Below are 13,200 nucleotides of genomic sequence, written 5' to 3'. Positions count from 1 at the left end.
TATGACAGAACCTAATTATGCGGAATTAGAAGCAAAAAAACAGTCATTTAGATAAAAATAAGCCCTATCCTTTAAGCGGGATGCTGGTTATTGACTTTACTCACGTCCTTTCAGGCCCTACTTGCACCAGAATGCTGGCAGATAGCGGTGCCCAGGTAATCAGGTAATTCATATTGAAAGAAAAACAGGCGATGATACGCTTCATATGGGACCATACATCGCAGATGGTTCTAGCGAATACTTCAGAATTTGTAACGCAGGCAAGGAATCAATCGCCTTAGATTTGAAATATCCTAAGGACCATGCCTTAGTAGAAAAAATGATCTCTAAAGCAGACGTAGTAGTAGAAAACTTCCGCCCTGGCGTTATGACACGTTTAGGTTTCGACCCTAAAGAAATGGTTAAAAAATATCCTAAGCTGATTTTCGCTTCCATTTCTGGTTTCGGTCAATATGGCCCATGGTCTAAACAAGCTGCTTATGACATCATTGTTCAAGCACTTTCAGGTTTAATGGATTCCACTGGAACACCCGATGGCAAACCAACCAGAGTCGGTACATCAGTATCTGACGTCGTAGCAGGAATTATCGGCTACAGTGCTATCACTACTGCATTGGTTGCACGTGAGCGCACCGGTAAAGGCACCACGGTTGATGTTTCCATGCTTGATTCTACCTTCTCACTCATGGTACAGAATTTAATGCTCGCTCTCGGGCCACACAAGGTGCCACATCGCATTGGCAATCGTCACCCTGATATGTACCCATTTGATACGTTTGACTGCCAGGATCAGCCAATTGCAATCTGCTGTGGCAATGATCATCTCTGGAATCTTTTATTAAATGCCCTAGGTCATCCAGAATGGATCGAGCAAGCTAACTTTAAGACCAATGACTTGCGTGAGCAAAACTGGCGCGACGTCAAGGATGCCATGCAAGCTGTCCTAAAGACTAAGAAGGCAGCCGAATGGGATGATATTTTGCATGAAGCAGGCGTTCCTGCTGGCCTTGTTCTCAACGTTGATAAGACACGTCGCCTTGATCAAATTATTGACCGCGGCATGGTTAAAACCTTAGATGACGGCAATGAAGTTTTGGGTACGCCAATGAAATATGGTACTTGGAACTCATATGGCTTGCAAAAAGATTCGCCAAAACTTGATGAAGATGGCGACAAGATTCGTAAAGAATTTGAATAAATCTAAACAAAAAATGTCTGGAATTTACTCCCAGGCATTTTTATTTTATCTTCCAAATTATTACTTTTCAGTAGCGTAGTCTTTAACATCCAAGATTTGATTCTTGTGACCCGATCTAGTCAACATAAAAACGGATTTCTTACTGCTTACCCAATTATATGAAGGATAATAACCATCTTTATGAGCCCAATGTTGATAAATACTTACAGTATCAGAAGTGTCTAACTTTCCATTAGCATTACGCATTACCTGCAGTACCTGATTAGCTTCATTCACGGTTAAATTATCAACATCTTTAACTTTAACCTTAGCTCCATCAAGTGCAGATTGTGCCTGATCAAGATTCCAAAGAAGAACGCTAGCCTCAAAAGCAGTTGTCTTACTATCTTTAAGTGCATTTTCTGCATCACTAACTACGCCATCATAGTTAGCTCGCTTATTGGCATTAGCAAGGCGATACTTGTCACTATTTTTGATGTTCGAAGCATCACTGATTTTACTTTCCAATTCATTCTTTTGACTAGCAGTCAACGTTTGCTTAGCTTGTGCTTCAGCTTCACTGGCAGTGTTAAGTGTCTTCACGCTTAATCCATGAGTATCAACATCACTTGCCTTAACAAAACTATCACCAAGATGAATTGTTTTTCTTGAATATTGATACTTTCCAGCTGCTTTACCGGCTACCGGTTGCCATTGATTAGTCAAATGGTAATAGAGCTCTGCTTTATTTTCCTTAGCATTCCAGATATACCAGGCACCATTAATGTCAAAATTCTGTTCAGCTGATTGATTGCCATCTTCAGCTACATATAAATAGCCATCTAAATTGCGTTGCTGACCATTTGCCATATAGAGCGGCGTGGTCTTTTCATAATCTTTCTTAAAAGTGATGTAAGAGTTATAGAGATCATTGTAATTACTCTCATCACCGATCAGGAAGCGAATCTTAAAGAAGCCCTCGGTTTGAGCATCTTCTGGATATTCACTATCATCGCCCCACCAGAGATATTCATCTTTACCTGCTAAATGGTAGTATAACTCCGCGTTATCGCCTTGACCGTTGACAGTAGCTCCATCAACTTTCACTTTTTTACCAGCACGAACTACTTTATCCGTTGTTTGTAAATCTTTATTAAGCACGTGCATGTCGGAATTAGGTACTACATAAGTTGGCTTACTGGTGTACATTATTTCACCATTAATATGACTGACATTATAAGCCTTAATATATTGGCCCTTGCCAATGCTGTAATACCACTCACCCTTAATTACCTTATGACTTAAGGAGTAATAGCTGCGCTTATTTTGATCGTATTTAATGTAATAAAAATCAGCCTTGTTATCACTGACTTCAATTTTGCCAGAGTAATTAATTGGCATCCCCTTCTTGAGAGTCTTTTTGCCCTTAATTCTCTTACCGTATTTATTATAAATAGCACTATTGTAATTCAAGATCATTACGCCTTTGCCATTTACTTCAGCAACATCGCTAACACGAACGTAATTGCCATTCCCTACATTATAGTAATAATGAGGGTTATACCTATAGGCTTGGCCTTTGACCTGAACACTAGTATTTCTCTTAATTAATGCACTACCACCACGATAGCTCTTAAGACGCTTGCCATTCTTATCGTAAATATAAGAATTAAACATTGCCTTTAGCTTGCCATCGCGAGTGCTGGAACCAATATTATGTGTTCTAATGTAGCCATTGTCGCCTAGCCAGTAATAAGACGTACCCTTGATAATCCGAATCTGAGGGAAAGTATTAGTTGAACTGACATCGTAAAGCTTAGGACCATTGAGCAAAACAGGAGTGCCGTAAATTTTTAATGTTGCACCTGATTTAGCAGTTTTGTTACGAGCAGTACCCTGAGCACTATAAAGTTGCACACCGCCATATTCCTTTTTCACTAACTTGATTGTATTCTTTTGTGAAGTCTTAGCTGCCTGCACGACTGGAGTAGAACTACTAATTGTGCCTAAAGCAGGAGTCAGTGTCATCAAGGCAGCCACTGATACTAAAGTGATTTTTTGATTTAGTTTCATAAAAATTCTCCTTTATTCATTTATCCTAATTATATCAGATATTAGCGTAATTACCGTTGTGGCTGATCTGAGCAACAAAAAAATGCTTGTCTTTCAAGACGAGCATTTATTTTATTAATTCAACATATTTTTAGCATATGGCAATTCCAATGATGGATCAGCATTCAAAGTTAAATCTGCAAATTGACCATCATTGTACAAGTTATATGCAGCAGCGCCAATCATAGCGGCGTTATCGCCACAAAGCTTGATGTCTGGCAAAATTACCTTCGGTTGATCTGCCTTAGGCAGTTTGGCAATTTCTGCACTCATGCGATCACGCAAGCCATGGTTAGCAGCAACCCCACCGCCCATGATAAAGGTCTTCGGCTTATATTGCTTAATTGCACGAATCGTCTTATGTGCCAAAACATCAATTACGGCAGCTTGGAAGCTGGCAGCTAAATCATACTTGTTCAGCTTTTCATGGATTTGATCAGCATGGTGACAAGTATTGATAAAGGCTGACTTAAGTCCTGAGAATGAGAAGTCATAGTCATCATCTTCCAGCATAGCCCGTGGGAAGTTGAAAGTATCCTTGCCTTGGTGAGCCCAAGAATCGATGGTCTTACCGGCAGGATAATTTACCCCAAGCACACGACCGATCTTGTCATAGGCTTCACCAGCAGCATCATCACGCGTATCTCCAATGATCTCAAAGTGAACCGGATCCTTTAACAAAACGATTTCGGTATGACCACCTGAAACTTGCAAAGCCAAAGCTGGGTACTCAATTTCATCCTTTAATTGAGCAGCCATAATGTGGCCCATGATGTGATCAACGCCAATCAACGGAATTCCTGTAGCCATTGAGGCAGCCTTAGCAGCACTAACGCCAATTAAAAGTGCCCCGACTAAACCTGGACCATAGGTTACGGCAATAGCATCAATATTTTGCCAATCACAGTTAGCTTCATTTAAAGCTTCCTTAGTGATTTGACTAATTACTTCGATGTGATGACGGCTAGCGACTTCGGGGACGACACCGCCAAAACGCTGGTGACTCTTAATCTGCGTTGCCACAATCAAACTTTCAATTTCTCGACCATTTTTAATTACCGCGGTAGAAGTTTCATCACATGAACTTTCATAAGCTAAAATACGGACATCTTTCTTTTCACTCAAAATGTAGAATTCTTTCTGTTAATTCGATGCGGTTTTAACCATAAAACCATATTCATTGCATCAGTATGGATGGCACTATAATAATTTTTACGAATATAATTACCCTTAAATCCCAACGAATGATATAAATTCTGGGCGATCTCATTATCTACCCGTACTTCTAGGCTAACGCAATTACTATCATTTTCACGTGCAAGATCAATCATTAATTCCATCAAATAACGACCAATATTCTGCCCTTGAAAAGACGACGAGACCGCAATATTAGTAATATGCGTTTCCTCTGGATTAAATCTAGCACCAATAAATGCAACTAAAGTTGAAGTATGATAGACCACCAGGTAAAGCGAATTATGTCTTTTTCTTAATTCACTGGCAAAAGAGAATTTACTTCAAGGCGTGTGACCTGAATAAACTTGCTCTTCTAGAACTAACAAATCTGGAATATTATCATCTGTTGCTTGCATAACTTGCAATATCTTACCATTCACATTAGCTATGAATGGCGTAAAATCCATATCGATTCGATTAATAGGTAAATGGAAAAATTGATTAAACTTCTTCAACATAGTGACTATCTGGTTCGAATGGCTTTCCTGTCTTCTTGTGCCAGTCCACTTCTGCTTGAGTTCTGCGCAAGTAGCGTGGCAATAACTTATCTGGATCAACTGGAATAGCATTTTCTGCTAATTGTCCAATTAAACCTGCGTGAATAACATTTTGCTCATCAGTTCCATACTCATATGGAATGCCTAATGACTTAATCTTCTCATCTTGTTTTTTAAGACCTGAACCAACAAAAACGATCTTTTTCACTTCATTTTTAGCCACATATTCTTGAATCGCCTTGATTAAAACATCAATATTATAATGTCCATCTGGGATTACGTTTTGCTGTACATCCCTACTTAAATAGCCAGCTGCAAAGTAATTATTATTGCGCGCATCCAAGCCCGTGATCACCAAGGCCTCTTCTTTAACACCTTTAGCTAAAGCTTGCAGAGTTGAAATGCCAACTACTTCTTTGCTCAAAATGCTGGCAAACATCTTCACAGTCGTAATGCCAATCCGCAGACCAGTATATGAACCAGGTCCAATAGCTACGGCAAAACGATCGATATCTTTTAAGGTTAAATTATTATCTTTTAAAATTTCATCAATTAATGGATCAAGGTGTTCACTATGATTGCGTTCATCTTGTTCGTTTTTTTCCACAATAACTTGTTGACCATCATTTAAGGCAACGCTCAAATGATTAGTAGCTGTAGAAACACTTAAGATTTTCATTATCAATTCTCTTTCCGCTTTAAATTACTTTTTTATTTTAACACGAGAAACAGCTTGCAATACAAAGTAGATCACAATCATTTGAATCCAAGGCATGATCATCTCTTTCGGTAGACGCTGCACTAGAGCCGCATTAAAATTCAGCCCATACATGATATGCAGCCAAAGCGTATTCATCCCGATATTTACAATGATTGTAACTAAAATCGTTGAAGCAATAATTCGCCATATCTTGACCGGCTTATTATACAAAAACAGGGCATAAATTAGTGGCCCAGCCATTGCAGTCAATGTAAAACCAATAAAAAAACCACCTTGATCGCCAAAAATAGCTGAGGCAATTAGATCACTAATGCCGCCTCCAATTGTCCCCCATAACGGACCAAATAAGTAGCCTAACAAGACGCTCCCTACAAAACCTAGTCCTATTTTTACAATAGTCGGTCCAAATGAAATCTGTCCTAAAATAATCTTCATTGCGACAACCATACCCAAAAAGACCATTTGTTGCAAATCCGTTTGCAAAATCTTCCTTGTATTCATTCCGCCATCCCCCTATAAAAAAAGTATAACTAACGTCATGTCTTTATGCCTTACGCCAACCTAGTTCACAGACAGCTTTTACGGTTCCATCCTGTGCCTTAATAACATGATATGATTTAATATTATCATCTTCTACTAAGTTAATGCAAGAATTAATTTTCTCGCCATAATGTACTTCTTTATCAAACTTAAGATCAATCGTATCTACTACATGGCTTTTTAAGAAATCGCGTTCAAGCAAATCAATAAACCAACTAAAATAATGACTATTAGTCACATGATGATTAGTATCTAAATCATCATAGCGAGTGCGATAGCTTCGCTGGGCTTGATAATTATCTAATGGACGCAGACGCGGAAAACGAGGCATCTTCTTAAGTAGCGGTACGCCCCAGTCTGCCATCATTTTTTGATCAGCGGGAACCATATGACGCTTTTTCAAATCAAGCATTACCCACTGACTCTTTACCGTAACCAATGGATTGCCAGCTTGATCTGCAACACCGAAATCACGATACTCAAAAAAGCGATTATAGCCACTAGCATTAGTACTTAAAACTACTTGATCACCTGGCTGAGGCAAAGCCTTAATATTAAAATGATATTGCGTAACGACCCAACCTAACCCTCGCTTAACTAAATCATCAGTTCCAGCGCCGCCTTCATCTAATTGATGCTCAGAAACCTGCATCATTAGATCAACTAAAGAAGTTAACTTCAGTCGACGATTCTCATCACAATCTTTAAATTCAATTTGATAGTTTTCAGTGTATTTCATGTTTATCCTTGGTGATATTCATCATACAATTCATTTTTAGAAACATGATGCTCCTTAGCTACTTGCTTAATTGCATCTTTCTTAGACTCGCCTTTTTTGACTAGAGTATTGACTAAATCAATTAATTCTGCCCAAGACAGTTGCTTAGGAGCTTCCGTATTTGGTGAAATCAAGATTACAAATTCACCCCGCGGTGCATTTTTAGCAAAATAATCCGTTACTTCCTGCACCGTGCCGCGAATAAATTCTTCATGAATTTTAGTTAATTCACGTGCAGCCACAATTTGCCGATCGGCAGGCAAAACCGTGGCTAAGTTTTTCAAGGTCTTAGCTAAACGATGTGGTGCTTCATAAAAAATCGAAGTAGCTTTGGCTTTTTCCATTTGTTCAAAATATGTTTTCTGCTCCGACGACTTTCGTTGCAAAAAACCATAATAAGTAAACGGCTGATTAAAGCCTGATGCAATCAAAGCAGTTGAAAAAGCATTAGGGCCAGGAAGCGGCACAACGGGAATATCATGCTTAATGCACTCTTGCACTAGAATATAGCCCGGATCAGAAATTACCGGCATCCCCGCATCACTGATCTCCGCAATCACGTTGCCTTCCTGCATCAACTTGATCAATTCAGGCGCGCGTTCTTTAGAATTATATTTATGAAAAGAAATCATGTGATTATGAACACCAATTTTTTCTAGCAGAATCCCACTTGTTCTCGTATCTTCTGCCGCAACATAATCTGCATTGGTCAAAACTTTCTTAGCCCGAATGGTAATATCTTCTAAATTGCCAATCGGCGTAGGAACCAAATAAAGCTTGCCTTCATCTTTAGCATAGCTACTCTGACGTTTCATTATCTACCGTCCTTTTTTCTGCCCTTTTTTTCACCAAAATTGTCTAAAATATCAAGACAAAACATGCAATCTGCACTTGGATCACGATGTGAACCATAATACATATTACAAATATGGTAACCAGAATCATAAATCTTCTTCAATGACTCCAATCCACTTTGTGTCTTGGTTTCTGGAGCAGGCTGATTCTCCGTTAACTTATCCAGCTTTTCATGGAGTAACTGATTTTCCACTTTTAATTCAGTATTCTCCTTCAAAGTTTCTAAAATATCATTTTCAAGACTAGCAATCGTTTTAGTCATATTTTCGGTTGTTTCTTGTAATCGTTGTAGTTTTGAATATGGATCCAATTAAAAAACACCTACTTCCATCTTAAGGCAAGATAATCTAGTGCATTACGTAAGCTCACATTGCTTAGTCGCATCTTGTCAACTTCAATCAAATCTTTTAACATTTGCGCCGCATTTAACATTTTTCGCGTATCTGTCAAATCATGCTCAGCTAGCAACTTTAATCTAACTAAAATATAGCGTTGCTCAGACATTAACTTAGCACCTTCAGATAATTTATGGACACTGACCAATGCTAAACTATTATGTTCTAACATTTCTTGATAAAAATACTTGATCTCTTGATCCCATTTATCTAAGTTGCCTAATTCATCAATCTCGCTTTTGGTAAAACCATTTTCAAGCAAAATTGCAGTTTTACCGCTAGGCTTTTCACCATTATCAAAATTGATAATCTGAGTTCTAGAACGAACCGTCGGCAAAATTTGATCACTATTATTAGTAATTAAAATTGTGACTACTGGCGCCACCGGTTCTTCCAATAGATTAAGCAGACCGTTGGCTGCAGCTAAAGTCATCTTCTGAGCTTCATTGATAAAGAAGAAGCGCCGCTTGCTTTCTACTGGGCTTTTAGCTAGTTCTTCTTTTAAAGGACGAACTTGATCGATTCCTAAAGTCTGCTTGCCTTGTGGCTCAACTAATAAAACATCCGGATGATTGCCTGATAGAATCTGTCTGCAATTTTGGCAGCTACCATCTGGCTTAGTTTCACCAGTACAATTAAACAAACAGGCTAGCCAATAGGCCGTATTGAGTGCTCGATGCTCATCACTATCCACGAAAAGATAACTATGAGCCAACTTTTTTTGTTCGTATGCCCTCTGTAGAAATTCAGCTTGTCTTGTTCCTATGTTTTTAATATCAATCATTAGAAGCGTTTAAACTCATCAACTGGAACGACGAAACAAGTAGCACCGCCTACGGTAACCTTAAGCGGCTGCGTAATTTCATATCCGGTCGAAATCATGTGCGGTGTTGCTATCTCTTCTCTTGCACGTGATTCCTCTTTAATAATTTTCAAGACATCTTTTACTTTTTCATCTGCACATCCTACTAAAAATGTAGTATTTCCTTGACTTAAAAAGCCACCTGAAGTTGCTAATTTAGTAGCACGCACATTGTTTTTGACAAACGCCCTTTGCAAATTATTGGAATCTTCTTTTTGTACAATAGCAATTACTAATTTCATCTAATCAGTCCTTAAAATATCTCTGGCATTCGCTGTTTTAGAGTAATGATTACCTGCTTAACTACCTGTTCAATTGGCTGAGTCGCATCAATAGTAACGAAGCGCTCAGGGTACATCTGCTTAATTTTTTGAAAGCCAGCGTAAACTTTTTTATGAAAAGCAAGATTTTCTTGTTCTAAACGATCTTCCTGATCTGGACGCAGTTTTTTTATTCGACTAAGTCCTACTTCGGGAGCAACATCTAAGAAGAAAGTCAAATCCGGATCAAGCTTACCAGTAGCAAAATCGTTAATCTGCTTAACCTCCGCAATTCCTAGATCTCGACCTTCCCCTTGATAAGCTAAAGAGCTATCCACAAAACGATCAGAAAAGACAAGTTTTCCCGTCTTCAGTGCAGGGCGAATAATCTCTTCAACATGCTGACTTCTTGAAGCTGCATATAGAAGTGCTTCTGTTTTCGCATTCATTTCGTCATTAGCTGGATCCAAAATAATATCTCGAATCTTTTCCGCAATCTTTGACCCACCGGGCTCACGCGTCACAAGATATTGTGGTCTAAGTTCTGGGCCAATTTCAGCTAATACTTCTTTTAAAACGGTACTTTTTCCCGCACCATCAGGGCCTTCGAAACTAACAAAATAACCTTTCATAAAATCCTCCATAGGTCTATTTTACAGAAGTTTCACAAATATTAACAGTCCTAGAAATTTTTAATTAGACAAATAAAAAAAGCCCCTTAATAGGACTTAATTTTATTGCGTAATCGCATTAGTGATACCACTAAATCTTGTGCCTCGATGACGAGCCTCATTATACAAAAAAGTATACTTAGCCTTTAAAATTCTACCTTGAATATAGTTATCATCTGACAGGTCTAATGTGTTTTGGTCTAAATCTTGTTCCCAGGCAATCTGGTTTTGCAGTTTTTCAATTTCTGCTACCAATTTTCGATCGCCAAGCTCTTGAATTTTTTCTTTGTTTCTAGCCATTATAATGCCGTTCTTCCTTGTACTGCTCGCTTCAAGGTAATCGAATTAGCGTATTCAATATCACTACCCACAGATAATCCAGCTGCTAAGCGAGTTACCTTTATACCTGCAGGTTTAATTAATTTACTGATATACATCGCCGTTGATTCGCCTTCCGGAGTGGAATTCAGGGCTAAAATTATTTCTTTAACCTCGTCGTGTTTTTGCAAACGGGTAATCAAAGATTTAATATTGATCTCTTCTGGTCCAATTCCATCCATCGGTGAAAGCACGCCATGAAGCACATGATAGAGCCCATCATATTCGCCCATTTCTTCAAACGCCATTAAATCTTTAGGCTGTTCAACCACCATAATCGTTGTCTGATCTCGATTAGGATTAGAGCAAATATCACAGATATCCTTTTCAGTAATATTACCGCAAATTGGACATTGGTGAATATCTTTTTTCACTTGAATTAAGGCTTTCGCAAAATCCTCAACATCTTCCTGCGGCATATCCATCGTATAAAAAGCTAACCGAGTAGCGGTTTTTTCACCGATGCCTGGCAACTTCATATAAGCATCAATTAAATGCGCAATTGGTAATGGATATTGCAATTACATCAAACCTTTCGTATATTTACCTAAACTAGCTTGAGTTGCTTCATCGATTTGAGCTAAACCCTTGTTAACCGCATCGATTACCAAATCTTGCAACATATCTGGATCATCTGGATCGATTGCTTCTTTATTAATCTTGATGTCTTTTAACTTACGATCGCCAGTAAAGGTAGCAACCACCAAATCATCGGCTGACTTACCAGTAAACTCTTGGGCAGTAATATTTTCTTGCTCTTCTGCCATTTGTGCTTGTAATTTCTTTGCTTGCTTCATCATCTGTTGCATGTTCATGCCGCCAATGCCCATACCGCCAAAATTAGGTCTTCTACTCATAATTCATATCTTCTTAATCTTTAATAGTTACAGTATCGCCAAAGAGTTCCTTTGCTTTATTAATTACTTGTAAATCATCTTTGGTTTCTGCTTCTTCTTTTACTTCAATTTGTTGCTTTTTCTTAGCTAGCAACTCATCCTTGTGACTTTGAACAAATTCCTTTCTCACAGCTAGCCAATCTTCATCTGGAACTAAAACAATTCTATAAGAACGTTTGGCGAACTTTTCAATCAAATCTGTCAATTTATCCAAGAAATCGCTATTAGTAGCATTTTCAAACCATAAAGTGTATTTGCACTTCATCACTACTTGATCTGGACTAGCAGCCACCGGCTCAAGCACATCAAGCAAAGCCTTCTCCGATACTGCTAATACAGATTGCAAGTCAGGCCAGACATTTTTAACCGTAGTTAAATCTGCACGCGTGGCGTTTTCAAGAACATGATAAACCTCTTTACGGTTAATTGCCGCACTTTTTTTGATTCTTTTTTTAGTTTGCTTAACCGGCTGCTGCTCCGTCTTAACCAATGGTTTGCTTGGTGTTTTAGGCAGTGCCGTATCCAAATGAAACACTTGATTTTGCGCTACCGGTTGTTTAGCTAATTGAGCAACTTTTTGCGTTAAATCTACGATCTGTTTCTTTAAAGCCGCTAATTCCGCAGACATATCAGCATTGCCTTGAACTGGAGCCTTAGCTACTGTAGAAGCTACAGCCTTATCAGTTTTCTCAGTTTGAGGGCTGCTTGCTTCAACTAAAAATACTTCCAGTGGAATCTGTTGTTGATTAGTATAGCGTAAATCATTTAGAGCCTTGTTAGCCAAAGTGATCAAACGATAATAAGTTGCTGTAGGGATATGTTTTATTTTGGTAATAAAATCTGCAGATAAAAAAGTATCCTTCGTCTCGTCACCAGTCTTAATCAGCATTAAGCTCTTAGTTGCCAAGTCAATCAATTCATCTAAGATATTCTTAGAGCTAGCTCCTTGATCTAATTCCTTCTGTGCTAACTTCAACGCGCTGCCGGCATCCTGGTTAAGCAAAGCTAACAAGATCTGTTCAATATTCTCTCTGGCTGCAAAACCGGTAATCTGCAAAGCATCGTTATAATTGACACTTTCTTTTTCATAGCTAAGCAGCTGATCTAGAATGCTAAGTGCATCCCGCATCCCACCATCAGCAACTTGCGCGATTACAGCCAAAGCTTTATCTTCATACTTAATATTTTCTTGTTCGAGAATATACTTCATTCTCTTTTCAAGGTCGCTTTTTGAAATTCGTTTAAAATTATACCGCTGCGTTCTCGAGATAATGGTAGCTGGCACCTTCTGCAGTTCAGTCGTTGCTAAAATGAAAACAACATGCTCTGGCGGCTCTTCCAAAGTCTTAAGCAAGGCATTAAAAGCTCCCATTGAGAGCATATGAACTTCGTCGATAATATAAACTTTATACTTACCTTCAGTAGGAGCGTATTTTACCTTATCACGAATCTCTCGAATTTCATCAACCCCGTTGTTGGAGGCTGCGTCGATTTCCATAATATCCGGCATTGAACCTTTATCCGCTGCAATACAATTGGCGCATTTATTACAAGGCTCGCCGTCTTGAAGATTAGTACAGTTTAACGCTTTAGCAAAAATTTTGGCACAGGAGGTCTTACCCGTTCCACGAGGTCCCGCAAATAAAAATGCATGGGAAACTTTGCCTCGCTTGATCGCGTTCTTAAGAGTATCGGTAATTGCCTCTTGACCAATCACACTGTCAAAAGTACGTGGCCGCCATTTACGATATAGCGCTTGATAAGCCATAGATTCTCTTCCCTAGTAAAAAAACTCCTAACCCTAAAAGAGCTAAGAGCTTGT

Annotated in this window: 14 protein-coding genes and 2 pseudogenes; 1 reads left to right on the top strand and 15 read right to left on the bottom strand. The window is 38.7% G+C overall.

Annotation, left to right across the window (positions count from 1 at the left end):
• Nucleotide 1: 1 nt before the first annotated feature.
• Nucleotides 2-1,198, top strand: a pseudogene (locus ICI50_RS02170) (CaiB/BaiF CoA transferase family protein).
• Nucleotides 1,199-1,258: 60 nt separating this feature from the next.
• Here ICI50_RS02170 and ICI50_RS02165 read toward each other — a convergent pair.
• The 15 genes and pseudogenes from ICI50_RS02165 to dnaX form a co-directional block, all read right to left on the bottom strand.
• Nucleotides 1,259-3,250, bottom strand: coding sequence for an SLAP domain-containing protein (locus ICI50_RS02165; protein WP_188891860.1), 1,992 nt, complete (start codon nt 3,248-3,250; stop codon nt 1,259-1,261).
• A gap of 114 nt (nt 3,251-3,364) precedes the next feature.
• Entirely contained in the window at nt 3,365-4,414 is a 1,050-nt protein-coding gene (tsaD, locus tag ICI50_RS02160) for a tRNA (adenosine(37)-N6)-threonylcarbamoyltransferase complex transferase subunit TsaD (RefSeq protein WP_013853583.1), read from the bottom strand.
• Nucleotides 4,411-4,983: pseudogene (gene rimI / locus ICI50_RS02155) on the bottom strand (ribosomal protein S18-alanine N-acetyltransferase). Before rimI ends, tsaD begins: the two are co-directional and overlap by 4 nt.
• On the bottom strand, nt 4,967-5,701 hold the full coding sequence (tsaB, locus tag ICI50_RS02150) for a tRNA (adenosine(37)-N6)-threonylcarbamoyltransferase complex dimerization subunit type 1 TsaB (protein ID WP_013853582.1): 735 nt from the start codon (nt 5,699-5,701) through the stop codon (nt 4,967-4,969). The pseudogene rimI and the gene tsaB overlap by 17 nt, the downstream one beginning before the upstream one ends.
• Before the next feature lie 24 nt (nt 5,702-5,725).
• Nucleotides 5,726-6,244 carry a folate family ECF transporter S component gene (locus ICI50_RS02145; RefSeq protein ID WP_013853581.1) on the bottom strand — a complete coding sequence of 173 codons (519 nt, stop codon included), beginning with the start codon at nt 6,242-6,244 and terminating at the stop codon, nt 5,726-5,728.
• 43 nt (nt 6,245-6,287) lie between these two features.
• Nucleotides 6,288-7,022, bottom strand: a complete 735-nt coding sequence (locus ICI50_RS02140; protein ID WP_013853580.1) for an acyl-[acyl-carrier-protein] thioesterase — start codon at nt 7,020-7,022, stop codon at nt 6,288-6,290.
• 2 nt (nt 7,023-7,024) lie between these two features.
• Nucleotides 7,025-7,876, bottom strand: a complete 852-nt coding sequence (gene rsmI, locus ICI50_RS02135) for a 16S rRNA (cytidine(1402)-2'-O)-methyltransferase (RefSeq protein ID WP_013853579.1) — start codon at nt 7,874-7,876, stop codon at nt 7,025-7,027.
• Nucleotides 7,876-8,226: a DNA replication initiation control protein YabA gene (yabA, locus tag ICI50_RS02130; RefSeq protein WP_025084055.1), complete on the bottom strand. Its 351-nt coding sequence runs from the start codon at nt 8,224-8,226 to the stop codon at nt 7,876-7,878. Before yabA ends, rsmI begins: the two co-directional genes overlap by 1 nt.
• Before the next feature lie 11 nt (nt 8,227-8,237).
• Nucleotides 8,238-9,095, bottom strand: a complete 858-nt coding sequence (locus ICI50_RS02125) for a DNA polymerase III subunit delta (protein WP_013853577.1) — start codon at nt 9,093-9,095, stop codon at nt 8,238-8,240.
• Nucleotides 9,095-9,415 (bottom strand): cyclic-di-AMP receptor, encoded by a 321-nt coding sequence (locus ICI50_RS02120; RefSeq protein WP_013853576.1) that lies wholly within the window; start codon nt 9,413-9,415, stop codon nt 9,095-9,097. Before ICI50_RS02120 ends, ICI50_RS02125 begins: the two co-directional genes overlap by 1 nt.
• Nucleotides 9,416-9,426: 11 nt before the next feature.
• Complete coding sequence (gene tmk, locus ICI50_RS02115) at nt 9,427-10,065, bottom strand: dTMP kinase (RefSeq protein ID WP_013853575.1); 639 nt, start codon at nt 10,063-10,065, stop codon at nt 9,427-9,429.
• A gap of 102 nt (nt 10,066-10,167) precedes the next feature.
• A complete protein-coding gene (locus ICI50_RS02110) occupies nt 10,168-10,404 on the bottom strand; it encodes a YaaL family protein (RefSeq protein WP_056940886.1) in 237 nt (78 codons plus the stop codon).
• Nucleotides 10,404-11,003 (bottom strand): recombination mediator RecR, encoded by a 600-nt coding sequence (gene recR / locus ICI50_RS02105; protein WP_013853573.1) that lies wholly within the window; start codon nt 11,001-11,003, stop codon nt 10,404-10,406. Before recR ends, ICI50_RS02110 begins: the two co-directional genes overlap by 1 nt.
• Entirely contained in the window at nt 11,004-11,339 is a 336-nt protein-coding gene (locus ICI50_RS02100; protein WP_013853572.1) for a YbaB/EbfC family nucleoid-associated protein, read from the bottom strand.
• A gap of 13 nt (nt 11,340-11,352) precedes the next feature.
• Nucleotides 11,353-13,146: a DNA polymerase III subunit gamma/tau gene (gene dnaX, locus ICI50_RS02095; RefSeq protein ID WP_188891858.1), complete on the bottom strand. Its 1,794-nt coding sequence runs from the start codon at nt 13,144-13,146 to the stop codon at nt 11,353-11,355.
• Nucleotides 13,147-13,200 lie beyond the last annotated feature (54 nt).

Source organism: Lactobacillus kefiranofaciens (assembly GCF_014656585.1).
Taxonomy (GTDB): Bacteria; Bacillota; Bacilli; order Lactobacillales; family Lactobacillaceae; genus Lactobacillus; species Lactobacillus kefiranofaciens.
This window is presented reverse-complemented; position numbering and strand designations above follow the sequence as displayed.